A 26,194-nucleotide genomic window follows, 5' to 3' on the forward strand; every position below is an offset into this window, starting at 1 on the left:
TTTTGATATATCAATGAAATATCAGCTCGTATGGTGCCCAGGACTACGAAGCCTGGCGCCCGGACGGTGGAGGAACACATGAAACCAGGCGCATCCGCAGATACGGTCCCGGCCGGCGGCAGCCTCACCAGGACGAAGAAGGGCACGTCCGGCAGCCAGAACGGTCGTGGAATGCGCGGTGACTGGGCGCGCCTGACCGGCCACACCGTTGAAGTGTGGCTGCTGGGCGAGCACGTCATGACCGGGGTGGTTGACCAGGCCTCGGAAGACGATTCGGTCCTGTGGATAGCCGGTGCGGGCATCAGTACCCGCCGGCTCTTCGACAAGTCCACCGGCTACCAAGTGTGGGTCTGAGGCAGCCAAAGTCCCACCGGGCTCCCGCCATCGTGGCTGGGGGACGTATTCTTAGAACAAGGTTTTGCAGTAGGCCGAAGCGCTTCAAGCAAGGCATGGAGTATGGCCGCTGAACCCTCGGGGCAGGTTGGCTGGGGACCTCTTCCAATGCCACCGGAGCCGGTATTCGACAGCAAGGACGTCGAGACCTACCTCTGGGAAGTCACCCGTGACTTCATGACGGACATCAAGGGTGAAAGCCGTGGCATCAGCTGGGCGGCCACCCTCTTCCGCCTGGGTAAGGCGCACACTCTTGCTGCCAGTACCGACCAGGCGCGCGAGGCGGACCGGGAGCAGTGCTCCTTCGCGGACGGCCCGGTCATGGAGGCGCTGCGGACGGGCGAATTCGTCCTGCTCTCGGACCTCAGCCGGGACAGGCGCTGGCCGGGGTACTCCAGTGCGGCCGCGGGCCACGGCGTCCAGTCGCTCCTGTCCGCGCCCATCGTCTCCGAAGGCGGGGCGAGCGCGGCCATCAACCTTTACGCCTCCGAGCCCCACACGTTCACCAGCGATGACCTCCTGCGGAGCCGGACCTACGTGCAGCAGGTGGCCCGCGCCCTGCGCGTGGTGGTCAGGGTGGCCGAGCGGGCGGAAGCGACGGCGGGAATCGCCGTGGTGCAGAGCTCGCTGGTGCTGGTGGACCTGGCCGTGCGCAGCCTGATGAACGAGTACGGCCTCAGCCGGGAGGGTGCCCTCCGGTTCCTGCAGACGCAGGCGCTGCACCATGAACTGGACCTGCGGGACGCCGCCTTGAACGTGGTGGTGCCTGGAGCGGCAGCGGGAATGGCCGGAGCGGCAATGGACCTGCCCCTGGCAGACCGGCCCGCCGCAGAGCCTCCACAGCCGCAGCAGGACATACCCGACGGCGGGGCGGACTGGCGCCTGCCTGCGCCGGCAGAGCTGGATCAACAGTCACAGATGCCACCCGGGGCGGGGGCCGCAAAGAAGCAGCGCCCGCCGTCGCGTCCACGAAGGAGGACGGCATGACGACCGAAGAGCAGGACCTGCGCGCCGGCGCTGGGGCAGGGGAACGGCACCCCTGGCACCGCTTCGTGGTGATCGGCGATTCCTACACCGAGGGCGTGGGAGACCCTGAACCGCGCAGCCAGGGCGGCCTCCGGGGCTGGGCGGACCGGGTTGCGGAGGAGCTGAGCGACGGGCAGCCGGACTTTGCGTACGCCAACCTTGCCGTGCGGGGCATGCTGCTGGGGCAGATCCTGGACCGCCAGCTGGCTCCCGCGCTGGCCCTGAAGCCGGACCTGATTGGCATGTCCGGGGGTGGAAACGACGTAATCTTCCGGCTCGGCGATCCGGACAAGCTCGCGGAAAAGATGGATGAGGCGGTGGGCCTGGTGACCGGAACCGGCGCCACAGTCCTCCTTTTCGCGGGGCCGGACTGGGGCGATATTCCCGTGTTCAGCCAAATCCGCGGAAGGGTGGCCATCTACAACGAGCATCTTCACAGGATTGGCCTGCGGCACCACGCCATCGTGGTGGACCTGTGGTGCCTGCCGGAGCTGCAGGACGGCAGGATGTGGGACCGGGACCGGCTGCACCTTTCGCCGCTGGGCCACCATGCCGTAGCAGTTGCCACGCTCAACGCGCTGGGTGTTCCGCACACCCTCAAGCCCCTCCAGCCCCGGCCGCTGCCGGCCCAGGGATGGACCCAGGCCCGGGCGGAGGACCTGATCTGGGCGCGGCAGTATTTCCTTCCCTGGGTGCTGCGGCGCCTGCACCCCCGTCCCGATGATGATTCCCTGGTGGCGAAGCGCCCACAGGCCGGGCCCATCTTCGGCCTGGGCCGTCCGGGACCGTTCCCCCCGGGCCACCCGGCCGGGCGCAGCGCCGCGAAAGGCGCCGCCGTCGAACGCAACGTGGAAGGGGAGGAATCGGACGAGGTGGCCTGACTGTGGTCGCCCGCAGCCTGCAGGTGTAAGCGCCTAGCGCTTCTTCGGCGCCCGCTTGGTGGCGGCGTTGGCCGCGGCCTTGGCAGCCGGCGGCAGGCCTGCCTGTTCGGACTCCGGCTCGGCCACGGTGCCCCGGGCCTTCGCGATGGCCTTCATTCCGTGGTAGATCACCAATGCCGCGGCCGAGCCCAAAGCGATGCCGGTAAAGGTCAGCTCGCCGATGGTCCAGGTGTAGTCCGCGATGCCGATAATCAGGGCCACGGCTGCCGTGGTCAGGTTCACGGGGTTCGAAAAGTTCACCTTGTTCTGGACCCAGATCTTGACGCCCAGGATCCCGATCATGCCGTACAGCATGGTGGCGGCGCCGCCCAGGACGCCCGGCGGGACGGTGGCGATGAGTTCGCCGAACTTGGGGGAGAAGCTCAGCAGGATGGCGAAGATGCCCGCCACCCAGTAGGCCGCCGTCGAGTAGACCTTGGTGGCGGCCATAACGCCGATGTTTTCAGCGTAGGTGGTTGTTCCCGAGCCGCCGCCGAAGCCGGCGAGGACGGTTGCGGCGCCGTCGGCCATCAGCGCACGTCCGGAGACGCCGTCGAGGTTCTGCCCTGTCATGGCGGCCACTGATTTCACGTGGCCGATGTTTTCGGCCACCAGCACCAGGACCACGGGCACGAACAGGCCAAGGACGCCGATGTGGAACTCGGGGGTCTGGAACTGCGGAAGGCCCACCCAGGCGGCGGCCTCCATCTTGTCGTAGCTGACCTCGCCGCGCAGCATGGCCACAAGGTATCCGACCACCACGCCCACCAGGATGCTGAGCCGGCCGAGGATCCCGCGGAAGAGGACGCTGACCAGGATGATGGTGGCGAGGGTGACGACGGCGGTGACGGGCGCGGCGTCGAAGTTCTGCTTGGCGGCGGGGGCAAGGTTAAGGCCGATGAGCGCCACGATGGCGCCGGTGACGATGGGCGGCATGAGGCGGTTGATCCAGCCTGCGCCGAACTTCTGCACGATGGCGCCCACGAGGGCCAGCGCCGCGCCGGCGAGCACCACTCCGCCGAGGGCGCCGGGCACGCCGAACTGCTGCTGGGACGCCATGATGGGGGCGATGAACGCGAAGCTGGAGCCGAGGTAGCTGGGCACGCGGCCCTTGGTGATCACCAGGAACAGCAGCGTGCCGATGCCGGAGAAAAACAGCGTGGTGGCCGGCGGCATTCCGGTGATGATGGGCACCAGGAATGTTGCGCCGAACATGGCCACCACGTGTTGCATGCCCACGCCGATGGTCAGCGGCCAGGCCAGCCGCTCGTCAGGCGCCACCACGTGGCCGGGCTTGATGGATTTGCCGGTGCCGTGCAGCTTCCACTTGATTCCGAGCATGCTCATGGGCTGGGCCTTTCAGAGGGGGTTGCCGCCGATGGCGAAGATGAACTGCCACCAGAATACCGCCCGGCAAGGCTGTGCCGAAGGTCACGTACCGTCACGGGAAGAGGACGCGAGAACTTGAAGTTGCAACTATGGACAGCAGAGAGGCCACTCCGGCAGGCGGGGCGGCGCAGCGAAAGGTATGCCAATGACCATTGCACACGAAGAAGCGGTTATCGATCCGGCCACCGTCGACGCCATTTTCGCCCAGGCCCGCACCGCCAACTCCTTCCAGGGGGAAGTGACCGAAGAGCAGGCCCAGGCCATCTACGAACTCACCAAGTTCGGCCCCACCGCCTTCAACTCCCAGCCGCTGCGCGTCACCTACGTCCGCTCCGATGAGGCCCGCGCCAAGCTCGTGGACGCCCTGATGCCCGGCAACCGCGCCAAGACCGCGTCCGCCCCGCTGGTGGCCATCCTGAGCTACGACACCGACTGGGCCGGCCAGTGGGACAACTTCCTCCCCGGCTACAACGCCCCCAAGGCCATGTACGACGCCAACCCTGAGCTCGCCGCGGCCACGGGCAACAACAACGCCCACCTGCAGGCCGGCTACTTCATCCTGGCGGTCCGCTCGCTCGGCTTCGCGGCCGGCCCCATGACCGGCGCGGACTTCGGTGCCATCGACGAGGCCTTCTTCCCGGCCGGCGACCAGAAGAGCTTCCTGGTGGTCAACATCGGCCAGCCTGCCGAGGACGCCTGGGGCGAAGCCAAGCCCAAGTTCGCTTACGAGGACGTCGTCCGCACCGTCTAACCCCCCCCAGGCGGTGGTTGAGCCTGTCGAAACCCCGAATGCTCTATCACTTATGGTCCTTCCGGCCGCCCGGAAAGGACCATAAGTGATAGAGCATCGGTGGTTAAGGAGTGGGAAACTGTGCCTATGCCGATGCGGAACCTCATCTTTGTGGCGTTCGTCGAGCCGGTGGCTGAAGGCCAGGTGTTCCTGCGGTCCGCGTGGCCGCTGCACATCACTTTGGTGAGGTTCGACGTCGGCTCTCCGGACAGTGCCGACGTCGCCGTCCGCCTGGCAGAACAGGCCGGCCCGCACGCATCCGAGGCCCTCGGTGCCGGCCTGACAGTGGGGGAGGACGCGGCCTTCGGCAGGAACGGGACCGTGCCTGTCAGCCTGGTGGAACCGCACCCCTCCCTGCAGGCACTGCACGAGCAGCTCGTCCATGCGGTCACGGACCTGGGCGCCGCCATCCTTACCCCGCGCCACACGCTCTCCGGCTACCGCCCGCACGTGTCGCACCACGGTGCTGCAGGAGCGGGAGTAAAGCGCCTTCACCCGGGAGACGCCGTCGTGCTTGACCGGATCGCCTTGGTGGACATGGCGCCGGATGGTGACCACACCATCCGGCGCGTGCTCCGGCTGTGGAGCCGGGAACCGGAGGCCGGTTAGGCGATGACGCCGTCCACCAGCGCCTTCGCCTCGGCCTGGACCTGCTTGAGGTGCTCCTCGCCCTTGAAGGACTCGGCGTAGATCTTGTACACGTCCTCGGTGCCGGACGGGCGCGCCGCGAACCAGGCGTTCTCGGTGACCACCTTGAGCCCGCCGATGGACGCGCCGTTGCCGGGTGCCTCGGTGAGCTTGGCGGTGATGGCCTCGCCGGCCAGTTCAGTGGCGGTAACGTCCGACGGCGACAGCTTGCCGAGCGCCGCCTTCTGCTCACGGGTGGCTGCTGCATCAATGCGTGCGTAAACGGGGGCGCCGAACTGGTCGGTCAGGCCCTTGTACAGCTGTGAAGGGGACTTGCCCGTCACAGCCGTGATCTCCGAGGCGAGCAGCGCCAGCAGGATGCCGTCCTTGTCCGTGGTCCACACGCTGCCGTCCTTCTTGTTGAAGGAGGCGCCGGCGGATTCCTCGCCGCCAAAGGCACCCTCGCCGGAGAGCAGCCCGGGCACGAACCACTTGAATCCGACCGGCACCTCCACCAGTTTGCGCCCCAGGCTTTCGGCCACGCGGTCGATGATCGAGGAGGACACCAGGGTCTTGCCCACCACCGAGGCGGGGTTCCAGCCGCTGCGGTTCCGGTAGAGGTAATCGATGGCGACGGCGAGGTAGTGGTTCGGGTTCATCAGCCCGCCGTCGGGGGTGACGATGCCGTGGCGGTCCGCGTCCGCATCGTTGCCGGTGGCCACATCGAAGGCAGAACCGCCGTCGGACATCCGCTTGATCAGGGACGCCATGGCCGCGGGCGATGAGCAGTCCATCCGGATCTTTTCGTCCCAGTCCAGGGTCATGAACGCCCACTGCGGGTCCACCGTGGGGTTCACCACGGTGAGGTTCAGGTGGTGGCGTTCGCCGATCTCGCCCCAGTAGTCCACCGCTGCGCCGCCCATGGGGTCGGCCCCGATCCGTACGCCGGCGTCGCGGATGGCGTCCAGGTTCAGGACGGAGGGGAGGTCGTCCACGTAGCTGCTGAGGAAATCGAACTTGCCGGTGGTGTCCGCAGCCAGCGCATCGGCCAGTTGGACGCGCTTCACGCCGCGCAGGTCGTTTTCGAGCAGTTCGTTGGCGCGGTTGGCGATCCAGCCGGTGGCGTCGGAATCGGCGGGTCCGCCGTGCGGGGGGTTGTACTTGAAGCCGCCGTCAGCCGGCGGGTTGTGGCTGGGAGTGACCACGATGCCGTCCGCCTGTGCAGCGCCGGGTCCGGCGTTGCGGTTATAGGTGAGGATCGCGTGGCTCAGGGCCGGGGTGGGGGTGTAGCCGTGGCGGGCATCGATGAGAACCTGGACGCCGTTGGCGGCAAGCACCTCCAGTGCGGAGTTCTGTGCCGGCTCGCTCAGCGCGTGCGTGTCCTTGGCCAGGAACAGCGGCCCGGTGACGCCCTGCGCCGCCCGGTATTCAACGATGGCCTGGGTGATGGCGACGATGTGTTTCTCGTTGAAGGATGCCTTGAGGCTGGAGCCGCGGTGGCCCGAGGTACCGAACACCACCCGCTGGCCTGGATCACCCAGGTCCGGGGTGAGGTCGTAATACGCGTCAAGGAGCGCAGTGATGTCAACAAGGTCCTGGGGTTGGGCAACTGTACCCGCGCGGCTAGCCATGGCACCAGCATGCCAGAACCTCGCGGCAGTCAAAACGATCCGCCCGGAATCCGGGCACCTGTGACGGCGCCGCGTCATGAACCGGTGGGACGTTAACCAAGTAGCCAACCTGAGTACAGGCCCCGCAAAGTACTTATATACCGGGGCCTGCCGGCACTGTTACGTTCGAAAAACCGGGAAAAACATCCGTAAGCAATGGACGACGGCGGCCTGCCGCCCTCGTCCCTCCGGCAGGGAAGCAGGGACGGCCATGGGGGCAGGAGACGGAGCAGCCGAGCAGTCCAGGCTGGCCGCTGAGAGGGTTGCCAGGCTTAAGCGCCGGCTCGACCAGGCCGAGCATGCCACAAAGGCGTGGGATGCAGGGGCCGCGGGCGGACAGGTGGTGGCGGACAAGCTGAGCGAGCTGGTTCCGCGCGGCTGGTATGTGCTGCACGACGTGCACTGGCCCGGGCGCCCGAAGGCTAACCTTGACCACGTCCTGGTGGGGCCTGGCGGGGTTGTGGTGGTGGACGCCAAAAACTGGACCGGCGAAGTGCGCGTTGCCTCCGGGGTGCTGTGGCAGGGACGCTACGCCCGGACCCAGGCGGTGGAAGGCGCGCTGGCCCAGTGCGCCGCGGTGGCCTCGGTGGTTGACCCGCCGCATCGCAGGCTGGTTCGCCCCCTCATCTGCATGGCCGCGCAGCCGGACCTCTTCGGCATCACCAGCTCCGACGTCGCCGTCGCGGGTTCCCAGCGTTTGGTGGGGGCCATCGAATCGTTGCCGCCCGTTTTGGACCAGCAGGCCGTGGTGGGACTGTACGCGCACCTGGGCCAGGAGCTCACGCATGAGCAGGAGCCGGGGATCACGGCTTTCCGGAACGTCCGGCCAGGAACAGTGGTCCACCCAACAGGGGCCCTGCCGCCACGTGGGCCAGCGGGCAAGGGCGCTGACATTGAACAGGCAACGGCTCAGGATTCCCTTTCCCAAGGTGGCCCCAGGCCCGCGGTGGGCAAGCACACCACGAACAGGAGCGGGAGCTCTGCCCGGCATCCGGCGGGCCGCCACCTTAAGGCAGCCGGGGTGCGGCAGGGCCGGAACGTTAAGGCCCACCAGCACGCGGGAGCCGGTGCGGGACGCCTCGCGCTGCTCGCCGCGTTCGTCATTTTCGCCGTTTATATCCTGCCGTACTGGGGGTACTAGCCCCACGGCCGGCACGTGACCGCGGCTGTTCCGTGCCATGCCGGGAGCGGGCCGGAACCAGCAGTTTGCTGCTGGCCTGCCGGACGGTGGCCGTGAGGCGGTTGAGTCCTTCGGAGTCCAGGGTCCAGGACTGCCAGTAGAGGGCTACGTCCTCGTGGCTGTCCTCCAGGCGGACCAGGGACCCATCGGCGATCTCTCCGGTGAGCTGCAGCTCCGGGATCATTCCCCACCCCAGTCCGGCCCGGGCGGCGGCGAGGAATCCTTCCGAGGACGGAACGGTGTGCGTGGGCGGAGGCTGCTGGATACCTTTGGCATCGAGCAGCTGGCGCTGGAGGGTGTCCTTGGCGTTGAACTTCAGCACGGGCATCGCCGCCCAGTCCAGGCCCTCCGGAGTGGTGAACCGGCCATGCAGTCCGGCGGCGGCCACCGGGATGTAGCGCATATGCCCCAGCAGCTCTACCCGGCAGCCGCTCACCGGAACGGGATCGGAGGTCACTGCGCCCATCACTTCCCCTTCCCGCAGGAGCTGGCTGCTGTAACCCTGGTCCTCGACATGGAGGTCGATGGTGGTGTCATCCCATTCGGCGGCCTCTGCCAAAACCGGAACGAACCAGGTGGCCAGCGAATCCGCATTGACGGCCAATGGCAGGTGGGTCCGGGACAACCCGCCACTGCCCAGGGCGTTCGATGTCTCGGCCTCGAGCACCTGCACCTGGCGGGCCATGCGGAGCAAAAGCATGCCGGCGTCAGTGGCCGTACACGGCACCCGGCGGCGCACCAGGACCTGGCCCACCGAGGCTTCCAGGGCCTTGATCCGCTGGCTCACGGCGGACGGGGTGATCCGCAGCGCATCCGCTGCAGCCTCGAAAGTCCCCTCGTCAACCACTGCGGTCAGTGCCTTCAAGTGCTCGAAGTTCATGAAGAAATTCTAATGGAACAGTAGGATCTGTTATTTGTCTTCATCGTACGGTCCCTTTAGCGTCGAAGCATGTGGACTATAGGGATAACGGGACTTCTGACCGGCCTCGCGCTGATCGTGGCGATCGGGGCGCAGAACGCCTTTGTGCTCCGCCAGGGAATCCGGCGGGAACACGTGGGTGCGGTCGTGGCCGTGTGCATGGCGGGCGATGCATTGCTGATTCTTGGCGGCACTGCCGGCATCGGTGCCCTGGTCACCCGTTTTCCGGAGGCCCTGGAGGTGCTGCGCTGGGGCGGGGCTGCCTACCTGCTGTGGTTTGCGGTACGGTCCTTCATGGCGGCGTTGAAGCCCTCGTCGCTGACCGAGCAGCCTCCGCGATCGAAGCACTCGGTGGTTGCCACTGCGGTCGCCTTGACCTTCCTGAACCCCCACGTCTACCTGGACACGGTGGTGCTGCTGGGCAGCCTGGCCAACCAGCAGGGCCCCGGTACGCGGTGGATCTTCGCAGGCGGCGCCGTCACGGGCAGTGTGCTCTGGTTCTCCGCCCTGGGGTATGGGGCGCGGAGGCTGGCGGGGGTCCTCCGCAGCCCGCGGACCTGGCGCTGGGTGGACCTGGCCATCGGGGTGTTGATGCTGGTGCTCGCCATCAGGCTTGTAATGCACTGACGGGTTCCGGAGGACGGTTCGGCGGTAGGCTGGGAATCAAAATCCTAGGGGGAAACCTTGACTGACCAGCCTGCCCGGCGCCCTGAATATCCGGGGCCTGACTACCCGGGCGCAGACCCGCAACCCAACGTGCCGCCGTCGGGCTATGAACCGCCCCGCTTCGTGCCGCCTTACGGCTCGGAAGCGCAGAACCAGGGCGCGAGCCAGTACCCGGGCAGCCAGTACCCCCAAAATCACTACGGCGGCGATCAGTACGGTGGCGACCAGCACGGCGGGAATCCGTACGGGCAGCCGGCCGGCGCTTATCCGCAACAGGCACCGTACGGACAGCCCGCCAGCCCGTACGGACAGCCCGCCTATTACGGGATGCCGGCCGAGCCCAAAACCCTGAGCATCGCCAGCATGGTGTGCGGCATCGCCTCCGTGATCATGGGCTGGCTGCTCCTTCCGCAGATTGCGGCGATCGTCACGGGCCACATGGCGCTCAAGCGGGAGCCGTCAGGCAAGGGCATGTCCATCACCGGCCTGGTCCTGGGCTACCTGTGCCTGCTCGGCTACGGCGCCTTTTGGCTGCTGCTCATTATCGGTCTGGCATACGCCGGCACCACGTCGACGAACACCTTCTAACCCCCGGATGCCCTATCAGGTTTGGTCCCTAAGACACCGTTTTAGGGACCAAACGTGATAGGGCATCCGGCTTTTAGGCTTTGCCGGCGGCTGCCAGCGGAACCCTGTCCTCCGCCGGAGCGGGCGGGTAGATGGACTCCGCGGGCGCCCGGTTGGTGGCCTTGGCCCAGGGGTAGTAGATGGCGAGGGTGACCACGATCCCCACCAGCCAGGAGATGTCCGCGCCGCCCAGCAGCTTGGTGACGGGACCGGTGTACAGCGCCTGCGCCAGGAACGGGATCTGGATTACGACGCCGACTCCGTACGAGACCAGCGCAGCCGCGTTCCAGCGGCCGTACCGTCCGTCCGGGTTGTACAGCGCCGGGATGTCCAGGCGGTCGCGGGAGATTTTGTAGTAGTCCACGAGGTTGATCACCGACCAGGGCGTGAACACCATCAGCAACAGCAGGACGAAGTTCTTGAAGAGGTTCAGGAAATCCTTGCTGGCGAAGAGCGCAATGAGGACGCTGGCGCTGATCACCGCAACAATGAACACGATCCGCAGTGTTTTGGACACCGAGTCGCGGCGATTCACGGCGGTGCTGATGGTGACGCCGCACATGAAGGCCCCGTAAGCGTTGAGGCAGTTGACCGTGAGTTTGCCGGTGACGATCATCAGGTAGATGAAGACGGCGATCAGCCCGCCGCCGGCAAGGTCGCCCATGTACCCCACCTGGTTTTTCAGGAAGTCACCGCCCAGCTTGGCTGCGGAAAGGCCGCCGGCGATCGCGCCCAGGGTCATGGCCCACTGCGCGCCGCCCACCGATCCGGCGAAGGTGTACCAAAAGGTCTTCCGCTCGGACGTGGTGGCCGGCAGGTAGCGGGAGTAGTCGGCGACGTAGGGGCCGAAGGTCAGCTGCCACCCGGCGCCGAGGGCGATCGCGGTCAGGAACGTGGGCCACTCGAAGCCCTTGACCATCATCACCTGCGTCACGTCGAACTTCGTGAAGACCGCCACCGTCAGGTACAGGAATCCGGCCAGTCCCACTACCGTGGCGATCCGGCCCAGGGCATGGATGTACTTGTAGCCGAGGATGGCCAGCAGCGCGGTGGCCGCGCCGAAGATCAGGATTCCGACGGCGGGCGCCTCCACCCCGAGCATCAGGTTGATCGCCTGGCCTGAAAGGACGGTACCCGTCGACGCGAATCCGATGTACATCAGGATGACCAGCACCAGCGGGATCACCGCCCCGTAGACGCCGAACTGCGCACGGCTGGAAATCATCTGCGGAAGGCCCAGCCTGGGGCCCTGCGCCGAGTGCAGGGCCATCACCGCACCGCCCACCACGTTGCCCACCAGCAGGCCGACTATTGCCCAGAACGCGTCCGCGCCAAACACTACTGCCAGCGCACCGTCCACGATCGCGGTGATCTGCGCATTGGCGCCAAACCAGAGCGTGAACTGCCCACGCGGGCTGCCGTGGCGCTCGCCGGGCGGAATCATTTCGATTGAACGTGCCTCTACGGCTGTACTTCCTGCGGCCATGGCCAAAACTCCTTGGGTGATAAAACGTAGGTTCCATCACACTGGGTTTGCGGCCCGATAAGAATAGGAAATTGCCCCCGGCTGTCCGGTGCTCCAGACAGCCCGGCGTGTCGGCGCAAAATTCCCCTCCGGATGCGCTATTCCCCCGCGCGTTCCAGGGGGACATGACCGTTCGGCGGGGAGTTGTGCTCTCGCGTCGAGGGGCGCCGTCTAGCGGAGCAGCTCCACATCCGAAACGAGCTCGATGTGGGCCAGCATGGCCTCTGCTGCCCCTTCCGCATCCTGCGCCCGGATGGCATCGGCGATCTTGCGGTGCGAGGCAAGGGACTGCTCGGGCCGGCCCGGCTGGCCCAGCGATTCCATGCGTGTTTCCAGGATCATCTCCGCGATAAACGCCATGAGCTGGGCCAGCACCGAGGAATGGGCCGCAGCCGTGATGGCCTGATGGAAGAGTTCGTCGCCATGGGTGCCGCGGTCGCCGTCGCTGATCTCCCTGGCCATGACGTCCAGGGCCTCGTCGATCGCCTTTAAGTCGTCGTCGGTGCGGCGGGCCGCTGCGAGCGCAGCCAGTTTGACCTCCAGGGTGCTGCGCGCCTCCACGATCTCCGGCAGCCGGCTCCGGTGCTCACGCAATCCTTTGATGACGGATGCAACGCTCGGACGGCGCGCAAGGACCGCGCCCGTGCCGTGCTGCACATCGATAACGCCCAGGACCTCAAGGGCCACCAGGGCCTGGGCAAGGGTGGCGCGGGACACCCCAAGCCGCTCGGCGAGGTCCCGCTCGGCAGGCAGGAGGTCGCCCGGCCCCAGCTGGGCCGACTCGATGTAGGCAAGGATCTGCTCCACCAGCTGTTCGTACAGCCGCGGACGCGCCACCCGCTCCAGTCCAAGCCGTGATGTCTTCTCCACAAAGCCCTCGCTCCGTCGTCGTTCCTTCAAGAGTACAGCCGCCGGCTATTGACAGATAGACTCACTCTCTAGGAGGCTAGTCCAGTGAGCCAGTTACTCACGTCACATTTTTCTTCCCCAATGGAGGACCAACGATGTCCGCTCCTGTTTTGTCGATCATCATCCTGGCGGCGATGTTCCTGCTTGCCACCGTCCTGCCCCTGAACATGGGCGCACTCGCCTTCGTTGGCGCCTTCCTGCTCGGCACCGTGGTGCTGGGCATGTCCACCAACGACATCCTGGCCAACTTCCCCGGCGGCCTCTTCCTGACCATCGTCGGCGTCACGTACCTGTTCGCCATCGCCCAGAACAACGGAACCATCGACCTTCTGGTGCGCGGTGCCGTCAAGCTCGTGGGAAGCCGGGTGGCACTCATTCCCTGGGTGATGTTCGCCATCACCGCAGTCATCACCGCCGTTGGCGCGCTGTCTCCCGCCGCCGTCGCAATCATTGCCCCCATCGCCCTCAGCTTCGCCGGGAAGTACAAGATCAGCCCGTTGCTGATGGGCATGATGGTCATCCACGGCGCCCAGGCCGGCGGATTCTCGCCCATCGCCGTGTACGGCGTCACCGTGAACGGCATCCTCGCCAAAACCGACCTGGCCTTCAGTCCCACTGCACTGTTCCTGTCCAGCCTGGTCTTCAACATCATCATCGCCCTGGTGCTCTTTGTGGTCCTGGGCGGGCGGGCGCTCCTGTCCTCCAAGATGAGCCACTTCGTGGAACAGGCCGCCGAAGCGCGGATGGCCGTCAGCGTCGGAGCCAAGGCCGGCGACGTTGCCTTCAAGGGCTTCGGCTCCGGCATGTACGGCCCCCGCGACCCAGCAGGCGACGGCGTGGCCGCCACCAAGGAACGGTCCCAGCGGATCCCGCAGCTGGTGACCATCGGCGGCCTGATCGCCCTGGCCGTCGTCGCCCTCGGGTTCAAGGTTGACGTCGGGTTTGTCTCCATCACCATCGCCATCGTGCTGGCCCTGGTCTCTCCTGCCGCGCAGAAGGGTGCCATCAACAAGATCAGCTGGTCCACGGTGCTGCTGATCTGCGGCATGCTGACATTCGTCGGGGTGCTGGAGGAAGCCGGAACCATCGAGTTCGTCTCCAACGGCGTGGCCGGCATGGGCATGCCCCTCCTCGCGGCCCTCCTCATCTGCTACATCGGTGCCGTGGTCTCCGCCTTCGCCTCCTCCACCGCAATCCTGGCCGCACTTATCCCGCTCGCGGTGCCGTTCCTGTCCACCGGTGAAATTGGTGCCGTCGGCGTGATCTGCGCCCTGGCAGTTGCCGCCACCATCGTGGACGTCTCGCCCTTCTCCACCAACGGCGCCCTGGTCCTGGCCAACGCGCCCGAGGGCGTGGACAAGGACCGGTTCTACAAGCAGATCCTCGGCTACAGCGGCATCGTGATCGTGGCCGGCCCCGCCCTGGCCTGGCTGGCGCTCGTGGTCCCCGGCTGGCTGTAGCCGCCCCAAGCCCCCCGCACCGGCCGGCATCCACGGCCCCATCCCATATTCAGAAAAGGAACCAGCACATGAGCAGAGCTGACAATCCCCAAGGCCCCCTGGCCGGGCACACGGTCGTTGACCTGAGCCGGGCGCTGGCCGGACCGCATGCCGGCATGATGCTGGCTGACCTGGGCGCCCGCGTCATCAAGGTGGAGAACCCCGGAACCGGTGACGACACCCGCGGCTGGGGTCCGCCCTTCGTAGGACCCGAGGACGACCTGCAGTCCACCTATTTCATGTCCTGCAACCGGAACAAGGAATCCATCAGCCTGGACCTCAAGAGCGGGGACGGCCAGGCCGTGCTGCGCGGGCTCCTGAAGCGGGCTGATGTGGTGATCGAGAACTTCCGCCCCGGCGTCATGGACCGGCTGGGCTTCTCGACCGCGGCCATGCACGAACTCAACCCGCGGCTGGTGATCCTGTCCATCACGGGGTTCGGCCACGACGGTCCCGAGTCGCAGCGCAGCGGGTACGACCAGATCCTCCAGGGAGAGGCGGGCCTGATGTCCCTCACCGGGTCCGGTCCGGACGATCCGCAGCGCGTGGGCGTCCCCATCGCCGACCTGCTGGCAGGGATGAACGGCGCGTTCGGGGTACTGGCGGCGCTGGTTGAACGCGACCGGACCGGCCACGGCCAGGTGGTGCGCACCTCGTTGTTGGCATCCCTGATCGGGGTCCACGCCTTCCAGGGCACCCGCACCACCGTGGCCGGGGAAGTGCCGCAGGCGCAGGGCAACCACCATCCGTCCATCGCCCCCTACGGCCTGTTCGCGTGCAAGGACGGCAGCGTCCAGATCAGTGTCGGCAGCGAAAAGCTGTGGGCCTCCTTCGCGGCCGCCTTCGGCCTGGACCCCGCCGCCCCCGGCTTTGCCAGCAACGCTGAAAGGGTGCGGAACCGCGCCGGGGTGATTGCCGCCGTCGAACGCGTCTTTGCCGGCTACGGCGCCGCGGAACTGCTGCAAAAGCTTAACGACGCCGGGATCCCGGCCGGGAAGGTCCGCTCGCTGGACGAGGTGTACGCCTGGGAGCAGGTGGCGTCCCAGGGCCTGGTGGTGGACGTTGACCACCCGCTGCTGGGCAAAGTCAGCCTGCCCGGCCCCCCGCTGCGGTTCTTCGCACCCGGCGACACCGCGGAAACCACGGTCACCGAGCATGCGGCCCCGCCGCTGCTGGATGCCGACGGCGAATCCATCCGGCAGTGGCTGGGCCTTGTCCCTGCCGATGCAACTGCCGCCACCGCCGGGGTGAAATAGCATGCCCACGACCGAAAAGGTGCGGCACCTCAGCGCCGCGGAACTGCTGGACATTGTGGTGGACGAGGGCTCGTTCATCTCCTGGGACACACCGGCGCAGGAGCCGGCGCTGTCCGACGAGTACGCGCGGGACCTGGCCAAGGCGAGGGAACGCAGCGGCACCGACGAATCCGTCATCACCGGCGCCGGCCTCATCCGCGGCCGTCGTGTGGCGGTCATCGTCAGTGAATTCTCCTTCCTCGCGGGATCCATCGGCCACGCGGCAGCGGAACGGATCGTGGCTGCCGTGGAGCGGGCCACCGCCGAAGGGCTGCCGTTGCTGGCCGGGCCCGCGTCCGGCGGCACGCGCATGCAGGAGGGGACCCTCGCGTTCCTGTCCATGGTCAAGATCACCGGCGCGGTCCGGGCGCACCGGCAGGCAAGCCTTCCCTACCTGGTCTACCTCCGCCACCCCACCACCGGCGGGGTGATGGCCTCGTGGGGATCTTTGGGGCACATCAACGTGGCCGAGCCCGGCGCACTGCTGGGCTTCCTGGGCCCCCGGGTCTATGAGGCGCTGCACGGGGAAGCCTTCCCGGACAACGTGCAGGTGGCCGAGAACCTGTTCCACAAGGGGCTGATCGACGGCGTGGTGGAACCCGGCCACCTGGCCGACCTGGTGGGCAGGGCGCTGGATATCCTGACGCCCCGCCTGGACCTGTCTTCCCAGCCGGCTGACCAGCCTGCCGCACCTGCCACCCTGGCCGTCCGGCCCGCCCCGGTGGATGCCTGGACGTCGATCGAAATCTCCCGCCGGCCGCGGCGGCCCGACCTGCGCCAGCTCCTCAAATACGGTGCCACCGATGCCCTGCCCCTGAACGGAACCGGGCAAGGGGAAAAGGACCCCGGGCTCCTGCTGGCCCTGGCCCGCTTCGGCAGCCAGTCCTGCATCGTCCTGGGGCACGCCCGCCCGCTGCGGAAGGACGCTGCCGGGATGGGGCCAGGCTCCCTGCGGGAGGCGCGGCGCGGCATGAAACTCGCGGAGGAACTTCGGCTGCCGCTGCTCACGGTCATCGACACCGCAGGTGCGGCCCTCTCACAGGAAGCAGAAGAAGGCGGGCTGGCAGGCGAAATCGCACGCTCGCTGCACGAGCTGATCGGCCTGGAATCGCCGTCGGTCTCGGTGCTGCTCGGCCAGGGGGCCGGGGGAGGGGCGCTGGCGCTGCTGCCCGCCGACAGGACCATCGCCGCCCAGCACAGCTGGCTGTCCCCGCTGCCTCCCGAGGGCGCCAGCGCGATTGTCCACCGGACCACGGCCTTTGCCCCTGCCATGGCCCAGGCACAGGGCGTGAACGTTGCGTCGCTGTACGCCCACGGCCTGGTGGACCACATCGTGGATGAACGCGACGACGCCTCGCTGGAGCCCCGTGAATTCTGCGGGCGGATGGCCTCCGCCATCGAATACGAGCTGGGTTCCGTGGCCGGGATCCCCGTTCCCGAGCTGGTGGCAGCGCGGGCGGGGAAGTACCGCACCCTGGGGAGCTTCTGAGCCTGCGGTGGCTGTCCGCTCTGTGATGCTTCGGGGCGCTCTACCTTCGCTGCGTTGCCCGCGCCCGGCGGGCATTGGCGCGGAGCTGGAGGATGCGCGCGCCGCCTGCCGCCGCTACCAGGACCCCGCCGGTCACGCTGGCGATAAACAGTGCCATGCCCAGCGGCAAGCTTCCTTCGAAGCCCAGGAACCTGACCAGCACGAGGTCCTGGTTCTGCAGGATGAAGATAATCAGCAGGATCAGGAGCGCAAGGGCCGCTACCACCGCGGCCCACACCACGCCGGCGCGGGTCACCTTGGGTTCGCCGGCACCTGCCGGGGCGGGCGGGGTTGTGGCAGGTGATGAGTCTGCGGGGCGCGCGGCGGGTACCCCCGGCGTTCCGGTCCGGTCGGCCGGCGGCGTTCCATTGTCGCGCGGCTCCATCGGTCCGTCAGTCCCCGGCGTGTACTGTCCAGCACTCATTCACGTCCCCTTCCAGGATGATAAGCATGCTTATAATGCAACCTTAGCGGGGAGGTTTCGGCTGGCACAACGCCGCGCCTGCTAACTGCCGGCGATTCGTTGCGCGTGCTCGAGCTCTGCCGTGGTCAGTTCGGCAGCTTTGGTCCCCACCAGCGTCCAGCGGGACAGGGTGCCGTCCGGGCTGGCCTGCGATCCTTTGGCAAGCGCAGCGTCAATACGACGGCGGACCTCGGCTTCCTGCCGTGGATCGGCCGCGAAGACGGTCCGCAGCCTCACGGACTGTCCGTCCTGTTGGACGGCAGTGTGGTGGGCGGCGAGCGGGCACGGCGGGGGGTGCTCCCAGCTGCCGCACAGGGCTACGGTGATCGCAGCTCCGGGCGCCGCTGAGTCGGCGGCGGGGTCCAACCGGAGGGTGGCTTCGTGTACGTAGAAACCGGGCATGCGTCCATTCTCCGGCAAGAGGCGCCCCGGCGGCGGAAGGCTCCGTCTGGCCAAGCCCTGCCTGGCCAAGCCCGGACGCAACGGAAGGGCCCCTTGGGGAGGCCCTTCCGAGGACGTCGGCACTGTACCAAACCGGCACTGTGCCGGACCGGCATTTCGTCAGACCGGCACAATGTTGAACCGCACTGTGTCAGACCCTTTCCTTGCTCCGTTCGCCGGAGGGGGTGCTGGGCCGTGGCGTCCTGCGCCAGTTAGGGAAGGCCCAGAACGTGTAGTCCTGTGCCTTGACTTCCTGCTCCGGAGTTTCCGCCGGGGTTTCCTGCTTGGCTTCAGGCTGGCGGTGGGTTTCCTTCTTAACGCCCCACCCGAAGTCCTTGCTGGATGAATAGCACATCGCAGACCTCCTTATCGTGACTGCCCCTTAATCGTCCTCCCGATGTGCCCAAGAGTCGACACCCTGCAGGCAATCCGGCACTACCCGGTGCCGCGCCCTTGCTGTCCAGGCTGCGAGGCTGCTGCGCTGCCGGCCCCCCGGGCCACGGTTATTGGGCCGTGGCGGCGACCGTCTCGGCCTCTTCGGGCCCGTGGAAATCGCAGGGGCCAAGGTGGCGGAGGGGACGGAGGCAGGTCCTGCCGGTGGGAAGGTGCACCATTGCGCAGCGGCCGGTTTTTGCCAGGTCTTCCCGGACCGTGGCATTGCTCAGGTCCGGCCGGAATTCTTCACCCACGCCGGCTTGTCCAGTGGCAGCACTCGGGAATTCAGCGTTCATGATGGGCAACTCCTCGTTGAGCTTTGGCCAGGTGGAGGATGCGGAAAGGCGCTGATAAGAGTCTGCTCCCGCCAGGTTACGGGAGGGTCAAAGGGGCGTTAGGCGCAGGTCAACTACCGTCCCGCTAGAATCCCAACTGGTGGGCCACCCGCAGCAGGAGGGCCTCCGAGCCCATCGGTCCCACCAGCTGGATCCCCATGGGGAGCCCGGTGCCCGCCGCATTGCCCGTCCAGTGCACCGGAACGGTGATCGCGGGAAGGCCGCAGACGTTGACCATGGATGACCACGGCGCGTATTCGCACTGTTTCCGGTAGTCGCCGTCGGCATCCCCCGGCCACTGCGTTGCAGGCCAGCGCTCATCGCCGTGTGCCGTCCCGGTGAACCAGCCCACCGGGCGTGGGGTCTGTGCCAGTGCAGGCATCAGGAGCAGGTCCCACTGTGCATATTGCGTCACGGTGTCCTGCTGGAACTGCCGCAGGAACGCGAGCGCTTCGGCCAGTTTGGCCGGGCTGCGCTGCTGGGCGCGACGGCGGAAGGTGCGGGTCAGCGGGGCCAGCAGCGCTTCCCGCTGGGGGCTGATCCTGGCGGCGCCCACGCCGGCGGTCCAGGCCGTGGTGAAGGCGTCCGGGTACCGGTTGTCGTAGCGGATGCTTGCCTCGGTGACGCTGTGCCCTGCGTGCTCCAGCAGCTTCTCGCCGGCCTCAAGCGCCTCCAGCGCTTCCGGCTCCGCGGTGAACGGGAACGTTCCGGACCATGGGCTGTCCAGCGTGACGCCGATCCGCAGCCGCGGGGGCTCCTGCGCCAGCGCATCCAAAAATGCGGCGTCCGGGACAAGGGCATCCATCATGAGCGCGGCGTCGGCGGCGCTCCGGGCCAGCGGGCCGGCCACCACCAGCCTGGCGGGGTCGCCCTGGCTTTCCCCGGCAGGCACCAGGCCCCGGCCCGGCTTCAACCCGACCAGTCCGCAGGCGGCCGCCGGAATCCGGACTGAACCGCCGCCGTCGGTGCCCGGGGCGAAGGGAAGCAGGTTGGCCGCCACCGCTGCCGCACTCCCGCCCGAGGAGCCGCCGGAGCTCCGGCTCAAGGCATGGGGATTGCGCGACGGCGGTGCGATGCGGTTTTCGCTGTAGGCCGTGAGGCCGAATTCGGGAACCTGGGTCTTTCCCAGGGAGATCGCACCAGCCTCCTTCAGGTGCGCCACCAGCGGGGCATCCGCGGGCGCCGGCTTGTGGTCCAGGGCAGCGCTGCCGTGGGTGGTCACCACCCCGGCCACATCCGTGAGGTCCTTGAAGGCCAGCGGCATGCCGTGCAGGACGGGCAGTGCGCTGGCGGGTGTCTGGGAACGCCGGGCATCTGCCGCCAGAGCCTGCCGCATGGCGTGTTCCGCTGTGACGGTGACGAATGCGCCCAGCAGCGGATTGTGCTGCTCCACCCTGGCCAGGAAGTGGGCGGCGGCGTCCTTTGCAGAGACTTCCCCTGAATGCAGGGCGTCCCTCAGCGCGACGGCCGACAGCTCGTGAAGCTCAGCCAAGGTACCGCGGCTCCACCATCTCCTCGACCACGTCGCCGTCTCCTCCGCGGGTGACCCTGTACGCGCCCTTGCCCCGGACCTCGGACACGGCCTCCACAAGTGACGTGCCGCGGTAGACCAGCCCCACGCCGTCGTCCGTGCAATGCGTTTCCCCGAGGGTTCCGTCCGCAACGAGCCGGTGGACCAGGGGCCGCCGGCGCGCTTCCGAATCGTAGTGCACGCCGTTGGCGTACGGCAGCAGCGCCAGGCCATTGCCCACGGCGCGCAGTTCGGGACCGAAAGAATCAGTGGTGCCGCCCTGGAACCAGCAGATGGAGCCTGCGGACACACCGGCCAGGATCACTCCCTCCTGCCACGCGGTGCGCAGGATGCTATCCAGCCCGTGGGCGCGCCACACCGCCAGGAGGTTCACCACCGAACCGCCGCTGACCCAGACCACGTCCTGCTCCAGGAGATGCGCTGCCGGGTCCGGATGGTTGGGCATGGTGAACAGGTTCAGGTGGCTGAACCGGACCCCGGCCAGGCGCGCTGCCTCATCCAGCTCCGCGTTGAACGCGCGCTGGTCGCCGCCCGCTGTGCCGAGGTGGGCCACTCTTGGGGCGCGCCCGCTGACGCCGGATAGCTCCACGGCGTGATGCAGGAGCAGGTCAAACTCCAGCCGCGTCCGGGCGCCTGGCTTGAGGCCGCCCGAGGTGGCCAGGATGGTGGGCTGCTCTGCGGGCACGCGTCCTCCTCAGGGTTTCCTAGAAGCCTAACTTGCCTGGCTGCCGGACCCGCCCGCGGTGGAAGCACTAGGCTTAACGGTGCATCCGACCGCCACGACAGGACTTCCCATGAGTGATTTCGATACCGTTCCCGTCCAGGACATCCCTTCCGACGCCGTAATTGTGGACGTCCGGGAGGACTACGAATGGGTGGCCGGGCACGCCGAAGATGCCGTCCACATTCCGATGGACCAGATCCCGGCGCGCCTGGACGAACTTGATCCGGACGAGGACCTCTACATCATCTGCCGCACCGGGGGCCGCTCCTTCCGCGTCGCGCAGTGGCTCAACGGCCAGGGATACACCGCGATCAACGTGGCCGGTGGCATGGACCAGTGGCTGGAGCTGGGCAAGCCGCTGGTCTCGGACAACGGTCTCAAGCCGATCGTCCTCTGATGCCCGGCTCCGCCGTCACCTACGCCTTCCTGGGCCCCGAGGGAACCTTTACCGAAGCCGCCCTGATGCAGGTACCGGACGCTGTCCAGGCCACCCGCATCCCGGCGTCGAACGTCAACGCGGCCCTGGACCTGGTCCGGGACGGTGCAGCTGACGCGGCAATGGTCCCCATCGAGAACTCCGTGGAGGGCGGCGTCACCGCCACTCTCGACGCGATCGCCAACGGGCAGGAACTGCGGATCATCCGCGAGGTCCTGGTTCCCATCAGCTTCGTTCTGGCGGCCCGGCCCGGTGTGGAGTTGGCAGACGTGCGCAGGGTGTCAACCCACGGGCATGCCTGGGCACAATGCCGGCTCTGGATGGACAAGAACATTCCCGCTGCGGAATACGTTCCAGGATCCTCCACCGCCGCGTCGGCCATGGGCCTGCTGGATGAGGACTGCCACTACGACGCCGCCATCTGCGCGCCGCTGGTGGCCCGGGAACAGCCCGGTCTCTCCGTTATCGCTGAGAACATCGGCGACAACCCGGGCGCGGTGACGCGCTTCATCCTGGTCAGCCGGCCGGGCAGGCTGCCGGAACGGACAGGCGCGGACAAGACGACCGTTGTGGTTCCACTCCCGGAGGACCGGCCGGGCGCCCTCATGGAAATCCTCGACCAGTTCGCCAGCCGCGGCGTAAACTTGAGCCGCATCGAATCACGCCCCACCGGGCAGTACCTCGGCCACTACTTTTTCAGCATCGACGCCGATGGCCATGCGGGCGATGCGCGCGTGTCAGATGCCCTGGCCGGCCTTCACCGGATCAGCCCCAACACCCGTTTCCTGGGCTCATATCCCCGGGCGGACATGCAGGAAACAGCGGTGGAGTCCCACACGTCGGATGAGGCGTTCGCGGCGGCAACGTCCTGGGTGGCGTCCATCCTGCAGCCCGGGTCTTCACCGGCAGAAAACGTTTCCGCCGCTTCGCCCACAGCGTAGGTAAATGCCGTCGCGGGTACTTCCGGGGCTGTGGACAAGTGCGTATGCTTACTTGATCCACATGGGGGATGGCCCCTAACGAAGGGAGCGGGTCATGACTACCAGCAGCACAGACAACGATGGCCAGGGGATGATCGTCAACCCCCGGCCCACTGCCGACAACCAGGACTGGGACGGCGACGACGCAGACCGTGCTGACCGCCTGCGCTTCGAAGAGGAACAGGCAATGATCCGTGAGCAGTCCGAAGCCCGCGCTGCCGCCAAGGCCGCAGCCCAGGCTGCGAAGGAAGCCCACGCCTGACAGGTTCCGTGCCCTGCCAGCCGCCCCTTATCGAACAGTTGCAGCCCGTCCTAAACCTGACTTCTCACCCGCACGAGCAACGACCGTGGATCCACCTGGACTGTCAGCCGGGTGGCCTCGCCTGATGTGTCGCCGTCGAGCTGTGTGGGCATCGGTTCAGGGCATTTGATGACGATCCTGCCGGACCGGTACACAGTCATGATGGGCAGCTTGCCGCTGTGCTTGAACAGGATCTTGACGTACATCAGCAGCCAGCCCAGGGCGCTGCGCGGGCTCATCACCACCACGTCCAGCATGCCGTCGTCGATCATGGCCTGCGGGATGAAGTCGATGCCGCCGGGCACCAGGCCGCAGTTGGCGAAAAGGACGCTGCGGATGTTCCGGGCCTGCTCGGGGCTGCCGTCCAGCGAGATGGAGATCTTCTTCCGCCGGCCGGGAAGGTGCCGCATACCGGCCTCGGTGTAGGCGAGCCAGCCCACGGCTTTTTTCAGGCCGGCGTTTGTATCTGCCAGCACCTCGGCGTCCATGCCGATGCCGGCGATGACCAGGAAAACATGCTCCGAGGAATGTCCGGTGCGGGAGTTCTCGATCGCCATCCGGGCGGTATCGATAAAACGCTGCCGGCCGAAGAGCGCCGTCTGGACGTTGGCGTGCAGGTCGTTGACGTCCAGGTCCACGTTCCGCGCCAGCAGGTTGCCGGTCCCCAGCGGAATCAGGCCCATGGCCACTCCCGTGTGGGCAAGGGACTCGGCCACCACCCGCACGGTACCGTCGCCGCCGCCCACCAGGACGACGTCGGGCTTGTGCGCCAGCGCGGCCTGCACCTGGCCGAAGCCGGGGTCCTCCGCAGTGGTTTCAAAAAAGACGGGCTCATCCCAGCCCGCCGTGACGCAGGCGCGCTGGATGTCTGCCCTCGCCTCACCGGAGCGCGTCTTGATGGGGTTCAGGATCACGGCGACGCGCTGCTGGCTGAGTCCCGACTCGTGCGCGTCCCCGCCCACCGCGCTGCGGATATGCAGGGCCTTGAGCTTGCGCACGCCCCACCAGCTGGAGATGGCGAAGGCAAGCGCCACCGCAATCAGCAGGTAGAGAATCAGGTCGCTCATGGTGCTTCAACAGTAGCCCGGCGGCGGATGCCGATCCGGCACGCCCGGGGCCCGCCCGTCGTCGTGCGAGGTATTGGATACCCTTATGGGGTGATCGACGTAAAAGACCTCAGCGAAAACCCGGACAAGTTCCGTGCCAGCCAGCGCGCCCGCGGCGCGGACGAATCAGTGGTGGACGCGATCATTTCCGCGGATTCCGCCCGCCGGGCAGCGCTGATCCGCTTCGAAAACCTCCGGGCCGAGCAGAACGCTTTCGGCAAAAAGGTGGCGCAGGCCAAGGGTGAGGAGAAGCAGGCACTGCTCGCCGAGGTCAAGGAGCTGGCCAACTCGGTCAAGGCGGCGTCCGCCGAAGCCGACGCTGCGCAGACCAAGCAGGAAGAGCTGCTGCGCACCATCCCGAACCTCATCGAGGACGGTGTTCCCGAGGGCGGCGAGGACGACTATGTAGTGGTCAAGACCGTGGGCACGCCGCGTGAGTTCCCCGACTTTGAGCCGAAGGACCACCTGGAAATCGGCGAGCTGATCGGCGCCATCGACATGGAGCGCGGTGCCAAGGTGTCCGGCGCCCGCTTCTACTTCCTCCGCGGCGTGGGGGCCCGGCTGGAGATGGCCCTGTTGCAGATGGCGATGGACCAGGCCATCGAGGCCGGCTTTATCCCGATGATCACCCCCACCCTGGTGCGTCCGGAGACGATGCAGGGCACCGGCTTCGATGTAAAGCACGACGCCGAAATCTACCGTCTCGCCGAAGACGACCTTTACCTGGTGGGCACCTCCGAGGTGGCACTTGCCGGGTACCACGCCGACGAAATCCTCGACTTCTCCAAGGGTCCCATCCGGTACGCCGGCCAGAGCTCCTGCTATCGCCGCGAAGCCGGCTCGCACGGCAAGGACACCCGCGGCATCATCCGTGTGCACCAGTTCAACAAGGTGGAGATGTTCATCTACACCACCGTTGAAGAGGCCGCCGCCGAGCACCAGCGCCTGCTGGCCTGGGAAGAGGAAATGTTGGCGAAGTGCGAGCTGCCGTACCGCGTGATCGACACCGCCGCCGGCGACCTCGGCACCTCCGCCGCCCGGAAGTACGACTGCGAGGCATGGGTTCCCACCCAGGGCGCGTACCGCGAGCTGACGTCTACCTCGAACTGCACCACGTTCCAGGCCCGCCGGCTGAACATCCGTGAGCGTGCGGTGAACTCGGAGGGCGTGGCCAAGGGCACCCGCGCCGTGGCCACCCTGAACGGCACCCTTGCCACCACCCGCTGGATCGTGGCGCTCCTTGAGCACCACCAGAACGCCGACGGCTCCGTGAACGTGCCCAAGGCCCTGCAGAAGTACCTGGGCGGCCTTGAGGTCCTCCCGGTCCTGTAGTTTCCCGCCGCGCCTCGAAAATCCCCGTCAAAGGGTCTAATCCCCTGGTAACGCCAAGGGGATTCGTCCATATGACGGGGATTTTCGCGTTGTGATCCCCGCCGCGGCGAGCTTCTGCCTCAGCAGCTCAGGGTTGGTCACTGCTTTCCAGTCCCAGCGGACAACTTTGTAGCCGAGTGCCCGAAGGCGGTCCTCGCGTTTCTTCTCGGCCAGGATGGCCTCACGGGTGCTCCGGCCGCCCAGCTGCTCGTCCTCGAGGTATTTGGCGTCTCCGTCGAACTCGCCGATGACGCCGAACTCGGGCCAGAAGAAGTCGGTCCGCCCGATGAACCCTTCGCTGTCGCGGAAGGAGTGCTGCAGGACGGGAGCCGGGAGCCCCAAGACGTGGATGAGTGCCCTGCTCCGGGACTCCCCAACAGACTCGGATGCTTCGTCAGCCAGTGCGAGGATATCCATGAGCCGGCGCAGCTTCGCAGCAGATCCGAGGCGCGCTGACGCTTGTTGAAGCTCGGCCCTCGACAAACCTGGCCCAACCTTGCAGCGGCGCCCCAACACCTCGTCCACTACCGCCACAGCTGCGGGGAGTTCCATCCGGACCGCACAGTCAACCACCGTCTGCGCCAGTGACGTTACCGCGAAACCGTGCGCCTCGACGGTGTCAACCTCCCAGTGATGCCGGAACAGTCCATATCCTCTCGTTGATTCCAGCCCGGTCAGCCCAGTTTTGGCATCCCTTGCTGCCCGGGTCGTGGAAGCAAGCCTGCCCGCTTTGTGCCGTGATGACGTCAGGATGTGAACGTGCTCAGGAACGCTGGGAAGCGGCAGCCGCCAGATCCGCAAGGCTGTCAGGAAGCAGAACCTCACCGAGGGATCTACAGCTGCCACTGCCGCTACCGTCACCGTGTAGCGGTCCCAGGCCTTGAGCGCCAGCCATGCCGGCTTGCTGTAGTAGGCGCCTGCCCTCACACGGATCAAGTTTCCCTTCGCATACGCGCGGCTGAGGTCGCGGCTGCTTCCCGTCAGGACTCGTCTGCGGGTGGACAGGATCAGGGCTGCGGGAGCGGATTCCATAACCCCCCATGCTGGGCGGAGCCTACCCGGACAGCCAGGCAAAGATACCGCCATGTGGATAAGTCCAAACAATTCC

28 protein-coding genes are annotated in these 26,194 nt (G+C 67.1%); 15 read left to right on the forward strand and 13 right to left on the reverse strand.

The window, feature by feature from the left end:
• Positions 1-78: 78 nt before the first annotated feature.
• From P2Q66_RS18705 to P2Q66_RS18715, 3 genes are all read left to right on the forward strand, one after another.
• Positions 79-354: a hypothetical protein gene (locus P2Q66_RS18705; protein ID WP_275730519.1), complete on the forward strand. Its 276-nt coding sequence runs from the start codon at positions 79-81 to the stop codon at positions 352-354.
• A 147-nt stretch (positions 355-501) separates the two neighbouring features.
• Positions 502-1,380, forward strand: a complete 879-nt coding sequence (locus P2Q66_RS18710) for a GAF domain-containing protein (protein WP_275730521.1) — start codon at positions 502-504, stop codon at positions 1,378-1,380.
• On the forward strand, positions 1,377-2,300 hold the full coding sequence (locus P2Q66_RS18715) for an SGNH/GDSL hydrolase family protein (protein ID WP_275730523.1): 924 nt from the start codon (positions 1,377-1,379) through the stop codon (positions 2,298-2,300). Before P2Q66_RS18710 ends, P2Q66_RS18715 begins: the two co-directional genes overlap by 4 nt.
• A gap of 33 nt (positions 2,301-2,333) precedes the next feature.
• On the opposite strand, the gene P2Q66_RS18720 is transcribed toward P2Q66_RS18715, so the two are convergent.
• Positions 2,334-3,686: a solute carrier family 23 protein gene (locus P2Q66_RS18720; protein ID WP_275730525.1), complete on the reverse strand. Its 1,353-nt coding sequence runs from the start codon at positions 3,684-3,686 to the stop codon at positions 2,334-2,336.
• Between the two features lie 187 nt (positions 3,687-3,873).
• On the opposite strand from P2Q66_RS18720, the gene P2Q66_RS18725 reads away from it, so the two are divergent.
• Together P2Q66_RS18725 and P2Q66_RS18730 are read left to right on the forward strand one after the other, a co-directional pair.
• The gene (locus tag P2Q66_RS18725; protein ID WP_275730527.1) at positions 3,874-4,479 is read left to right on the forward strand and encodes a malonic semialdehyde reductase; all 606 of its coding nucleotides are present in this window, start codon (positions 3,874-3,876) and stop codon (positions 4,477-4,479) included.
• Positions 4,480-4,611: 132 nt separating this feature from the next.
• Entirely contained in the window at positions 4,612-5,127 is a 516-nt protein-coding gene (locus P2Q66_RS18730; RefSeq protein WP_275730621.1) for a 2'-5' RNA ligase family protein, read from the forward strand.
• Here P2Q66_RS18730 and pgm read toward each other — a convergent pair.
• Entirely contained in the window at positions 5,124-6,776 is a 1,653-nt protein-coding gene (pgm, locus tag P2Q66_RS18735) for a phosphoglucomutase (alpha-D-glucose-1,6-bisphosphate-dependent) (RefSeq protein WP_275730529.1), read from the reverse strand. The two genes, P2Q66_RS18730 and pgm, sit on opposite strands and share 4 nt — an antisense overlap.
• Positions 6,777-7,026: 250 nt before the next feature.
• Between pgm and P2Q66_RS18740 the strand changes: the two genes are divergently transcribed.
• On the forward strand, positions 7,027-7,956 hold the full coding sequence (locus P2Q66_RS18740) for an NERD domain-containing protein (RefSeq protein ID WP_275730532.1): 930 nt from the start codon (positions 7,027-7,029) through the stop codon (positions 7,954-7,956).
• Here the strand turns inward: P2Q66_RS18740 and P2Q66_RS18745 are convergent.
• Positions 7,916-8,875 carry a LysR family transcriptional regulator ArgP gene (locus tag P2Q66_RS18745; protein WP_275730534.1) on the reverse strand — a complete coding sequence of 320 codons (960 nt, stop codon included), beginning with the start codon at positions 8,873-8,875 and terminating at the stop codon, positions 7,916-7,918. The two genes, P2Q66_RS18740 and P2Q66_RS18745, sit on opposite strands and share 41 nt — an antisense overlap.
• A gap of 69 nt (positions 8,876-8,944) precedes the next feature.
• Between P2Q66_RS18745 and P2Q66_RS18750 the strand changes: the two genes are divergently transcribed.
• Positions 8,945-9,541: a LysE/ArgO family amino acid transporter gene (locus P2Q66_RS18750; protein ID WP_275730537.1), complete on the forward strand. Its 597-nt coding sequence runs from the start codon at positions 8,945-8,947 to the stop codon at positions 9,539-9,541.
• Positions 9,542-9,598: 57 nt separating this feature from the next.
• Positions 9,599-10,168 carry a DUF4190 domain-containing protein gene (locus P2Q66_RS18755; RefSeq protein WP_275730540.1) on the forward strand — a complete coding sequence of 190 codons (570 nt, stop codon included), beginning with the start codon at positions 9,599-9,601 and terminating at the stop codon, positions 10,166-10,168.
• 73 nt (positions 10,169-10,241) lie between these two features.
• Here P2Q66_RS18755 and P2Q66_RS18760 read toward each other — a convergent pair whose 3' ends face one another.
• Together P2Q66_RS18760 and P2Q66_RS18765 are read right to left on the reverse strand one after the other, a co-directional pair.
• Positions 10,242-11,693, reverse strand: a complete 1,452-nt coding sequence (locus P2Q66_RS18760; protein ID WP_275730541.1) for a cytosine permease — start codon at positions 11,691-11,693, stop codon at positions 10,242-10,244.
• 210 nt (positions 11,694-11,903) lie between these two features.
• Positions 11,904-12,602, reverse strand: a complete 699-nt coding sequence (locus P2Q66_RS18765) for a FadR/GntR family transcriptional regulator (protein WP_275730543.1) — start codon at positions 12,600-12,602, stop codon at positions 11,904-11,906.
• 134 nt (positions 12,603-12,736) lie between these two features.
• On the opposite strand from P2Q66_RS18765, the gene P2Q66_RS18770 reads away from it, so the two are divergent.
• The 3 genes from P2Q66_RS18770 to P2Q66_RS18780 all read left to right on the forward strand — a co-directional run bounded on the left by P2Q66_RS18770 (position 12,737) and on the right by P2Q66_RS18780 (position 16,924).
• Positions 12,737-14,101: an SLC13 family permease gene (locus P2Q66_RS18770; protein ID WP_079596896.1), complete on the forward strand. Its 1,365-nt coding sequence runs from the start codon at positions 12,737-12,739 to the stop codon at positions 14,099-14,101.
• 68 nt (positions 14,102-14,169) lie between these two features.
• Complete coding sequence (locus P2Q66_RS18775) at positions 14,170-15,396, forward strand: CoA transferase (protein WP_079596895.1); 1,227 nt, start codon at positions 14,170-14,172, stop codon at positions 15,394-15,396.
• Between the two features lies 1 nt (position 15,397).
• Positions 15,398-16,924 (forward strand): carboxyl transferase domain-containing protein, encoded by a 1,527-nt coding sequence (locus P2Q66_RS18780; RefSeq protein ID WP_275730548.1) that lies wholly within the window; start codon positions 15,398-15,400, stop codon positions 16,922-16,924.
• 40 nt (positions 16,925-16,964) lie between these two features.
• On the opposite strand, the gene P2Q66_RS18785 is transcribed toward P2Q66_RS18780, so the two are convergent.
• The 6 genes from P2Q66_RS18785 to P2Q66_RS18810 all read right to left on the reverse strand — a co-directional run bounded on the left by P2Q66_RS18785 (position 16,965) and on the right by P2Q66_RS18810 (position 20,853).
• On the reverse strand, positions 16,965-17,387 hold the full coding sequence (locus P2Q66_RS18785; protein ID WP_176156832.1) for a LapA family protein: 423 nt from the start codon (positions 17,385-17,387) through the stop codon (positions 16,965-16,967).
• A gap of 81 nt (positions 17,388-17,468) precedes the next feature.
• A complete protein-coding gene (locus P2Q66_RS18790) occupies positions 17,469-17,828 on the reverse strand; it encodes a hypothetical protein (protein ID WP_275730550.1) in 360 nt (119 codons plus the stop codon).
• Positions 17,829-18,018: 190 nt separating this feature from the next.
• Positions 18,019-18,222 (reverse strand): hypothetical protein, encoded by a 204-nt coding sequence (locus tag P2Q66_RS18795; protein ID WP_115524725.1) that lies wholly within the window; start codon positions 18,220-18,222, stop codon positions 18,019-18,021.
• 148 nt (positions 18,223-18,370) lie between these two features.
• Positions 18,371-18,598, reverse strand: a complete 228-nt coding sequence (locus P2Q66_RS18800) for a hypothetical protein (RefSeq protein WP_079596891.1) — start codon at positions 18,596-18,598, stop codon at positions 18,371-18,373.
• Between the two features lie 124 nt (positions 18,599-18,722).
• Positions 18,723-20,129 (reverse strand): amidase, encoded by a 1,407-nt coding sequence (locus tag P2Q66_RS18805; protein WP_275730555.1) that lies wholly within the window; start codon positions 20,127-20,129, stop codon positions 18,723-18,725.
• Positions 20,122-20,853, reverse strand: coding sequence for a peptidase E (locus P2Q66_RS18810; RefSeq protein ID WP_275730558.1), 732 nt, complete (start codon positions 20,851-20,853; stop codon positions 20,122-20,124). Before P2Q66_RS18810 ends, P2Q66_RS18805 begins: the two co-directional genes overlap by 8 nt.
• A gap of 109 nt (positions 20,854-20,962) precedes the next feature.
• Between P2Q66_RS18810 and P2Q66_RS18815 the strand changes: the two genes are divergently transcribed.
• The 3 genes from P2Q66_RS18815 (at position 20,963) to P2Q66_RS18825 (ending at position 22,570) form a co-directional block, all read left to right on the forward strand.
• The gene (locus P2Q66_RS18815; protein WP_115524722.1) at positions 20,963-21,289 is read left to right on the forward strand and encodes a rhodanese-like domain-containing protein; all 327 of its coding nucleotides are present in this window, start codon (positions 20,963-20,965) and stop codon (positions 21,287-21,289) included.
• Positions 21,289-22,269: a prephenate dehydratase gene (gene pheA, locus P2Q66_RS18820; RefSeq protein WP_275730562.1), complete on the forward strand. Its 981-nt coding sequence runs from the start codon at positions 21,289-21,291 to the stop codon at positions 22,267-22,269. The genes P2Q66_RS18815 and pheA overlap by 1 nt, the downstream gene beginning before the upstream one ends.
• A gap of 94 nt (positions 22,270-22,363) precedes the next feature.
• Positions 22,364-22,570, forward strand: a complete 207-nt coding sequence (locus P2Q66_RS18825; protein WP_079596886.1) for a hypothetical protein — start codon at positions 22,364-22,366, stop codon at positions 22,568-22,570.
• Positions 22,571-22,620: 50 nt separating this feature from the next.
• Here P2Q66_RS18825 and P2Q66_RS18830 read toward each other — a convergent pair whose 3' ends face one another.
• Positions 22,621-23,676, reverse strand: coding sequence for a diacylglycerol kinase family protein (locus tag P2Q66_RS18830; protein WP_079596885.1), 1,056 nt, complete (start codon positions 23,674-23,676; stop codon positions 22,621-22,623).
• Positions 23,677-23,766: 90 nt separating this feature from the next.
• On the opposite strand from P2Q66_RS18830, the gene serS reads away from it, so the two are divergent.
• Positions 23,767-25,047 carry a serine--tRNA ligase gene (gene serS, locus P2Q66_RS18835; RefSeq protein WP_079596884.1) on the forward strand — a complete coding sequence of 427 codons (1,281 nt, stop codon included), beginning with the start codon at positions 23,767-23,769 and terminating at the stop codon, positions 25,045-25,047.
• A 36-nt stretch (positions 25,048-25,083) separates the two neighbouring features.
• Here serS and P2Q66_RS18840 read toward each other — a convergent pair whose 3' ends face one another.
• Positions 25,084-26,118, reverse strand: coding sequence for a hypothetical protein (locus P2Q66_RS18840; protein WP_275730566.1), 1,035 nt, complete (start codon positions 26,116-26,118; stop codon positions 25,084-25,086).
• Positions 26,119-26,194 lie beyond the last annotated feature (76 nt).

The organism is Arthrobacter sp. Cr_A7, assembly GCF_029222765.1.
In the GTDB taxonomy this organism is placed as follows: Bacteria; Actinomycetota; Actinomycetes; order Actinomycetales; family Micrococcaceae; genus Arthrobacter.

Bases quoted from the DNA above. Each gene is read 5' to 3' on its own strand.
- P2Q66_RS18705 (WP_275730519.1), top strand. From the start codon at position 79: ATGAAACCAGGCGCATCCGCAGATACGGTCCCGGCCGGCGGCAGCCTC.
- P2Q66_RS18710 (WP_275730521.1), top strand. From the start codon at position 502: ATGCCACCGGAGCCGGTATTCGACAGCAAGGACGTCGAGACCTACCTC.
- P2Q66_RS18715 (WP_275730523.1), top strand. From the start codon at position 1,377: ATGACGACCGAAGAGCAGGACCTGCGCGCCGGCGCTGGGGCAGGGGAA.
- P2Q66_RS18720 (WP_275730525.1), bottom strand. From the start codon at position 3,686: ATGAGCATGCTCGGAATCAAGTGGAAGCTGCACGGCACCGGCAAATCC.
- P2Q66_RS18725 (WP_275730527.1), top strand. From the start codon at position 3,874: ATGACCATTGCACACGAAGAAGCGGTTATCGATCCGGCCACCGTCGAC.
- P2Q66_RS18730 (WP_275730621.1), top strand. From the start codon at position 4,612: ATGCGGAACCTCATCTTTGTGGCGTTCGTCGAGCCGGTGGCTGAAGGC.
- pgm (WP_275730529.1), bottom strand. From the start codon at position 6,776: ATGGCTAGCCGCGCGGGTACAGTTGCCCAACCCCAGGACCTTGTTGAC.
- P2Q66_RS18740 (WP_275730532.1), top strand. From the start codon at position 7,027: ATGGGGGCAGGAGACGGAGCAGCCGAGCAGTCCAGGCTGGCCGCTGAG.
- P2Q66_RS18745 (WP_275730534.1), bottom strand. From the start codon at position 8,875: ATGAACTTCGAGCACTTGAAGGCACTGACCGCAGTGGTTGACGAGGGG.
- P2Q66_RS18750 (WP_275730537.1), top strand. From the start codon at position 8,945: ATGTGGACTATAGGGATAACGGGACTTCTGACCGGCCTCGCGCTGATC.
- P2Q66_RS18760 (WP_275730541.1), bottom strand. From the start codon at position 11,693: ATGGCCGCAGGAAGTACAGCCGTAGAGGCACGTTCAATCGAAATGATT.
- P2Q66_RS18770 (WP_079596896.1), top strand. From the start codon at position 12,737: ATGTCCGCTCCTGTTTTGTCGATCATCATCCTGGCGGCGATGTTCCTG.
- P2Q66_RS18775 (WP_079596895.1), top strand. From the start codon at position 14,170: ATGAGCAGAGCTGACAATCCCCAAGGCCCCCTGGCCGGGCACACGGTC.
- P2Q66_RS18780 (WP_275730548.1), top strand. From the start codon at position 15,398: ATGCCCACGACCGAAAAGGTGCGGCACCTCAGCGCCGCGGAACTGCTG.
- P2Q66_RS18785 (WP_176156832.1), bottom strand. From the start codon at position 17,387: ATGAGTGCTGGACAGTACACGCCGGGGACTGACGGACCGATGGAGCCG.
- P2Q66_RS18790 (WP_275730550.1), bottom strand. From the start codon at position 17,828: ATGCCCGGTTTCTACGTACACGAAGCCACCCTCCGGTTGGACCCCGCC.
- P2Q66_RS18795 (WP_115524725.1), bottom strand. From the start codon at position 18,222: ATGTGCTATTCATCCAGCAAGGACTTCGGGTGGGGCGTTAAGAAGGAA.
- P2Q66_RS18800 (WP_079596891.1), bottom strand. From the start codon at position 18,598: ATGAACGCTGAATTCCCGAGTGCTGCCACTGGACAAGCCGGCGTGGGT.
- P2Q66_RS18815 (WP_115524722.1), top strand. From the start codon at position 20,963: ATGAGTGATTTCGATACCGTTCCCGTCCAGGACATCCCTTCCGACGCC.
- pheA (WP_275730562.1), top strand. From the start codon at position 21,289: ATGCCCGGCTCCGCCGTCACCTACGCCTTCCTGGGCCCCGAGGGAACC.
- P2Q66_RS18825 (WP_079596886.1), top strand. From the start codon at position 22,364: ATGACTACCAGCAGCACAGACAACGATGGCCAGGGGATGATCGTCAAC.
- P2Q66_RS18830 (WP_079596885.1), bottom strand. From the start codon at position 23,676: ATGAGCGACCTGATTCTCTACCTGCTGATTGCGGTGGCGCTTGCCTTC.
- P2Q66_RS18840 (WP_275730566.1), bottom strand. From the start codon at position 26,118: ATGGAATCCGCTCCCGCAGCCCTGATCCTGTCCACCCGCAGACGAGTC.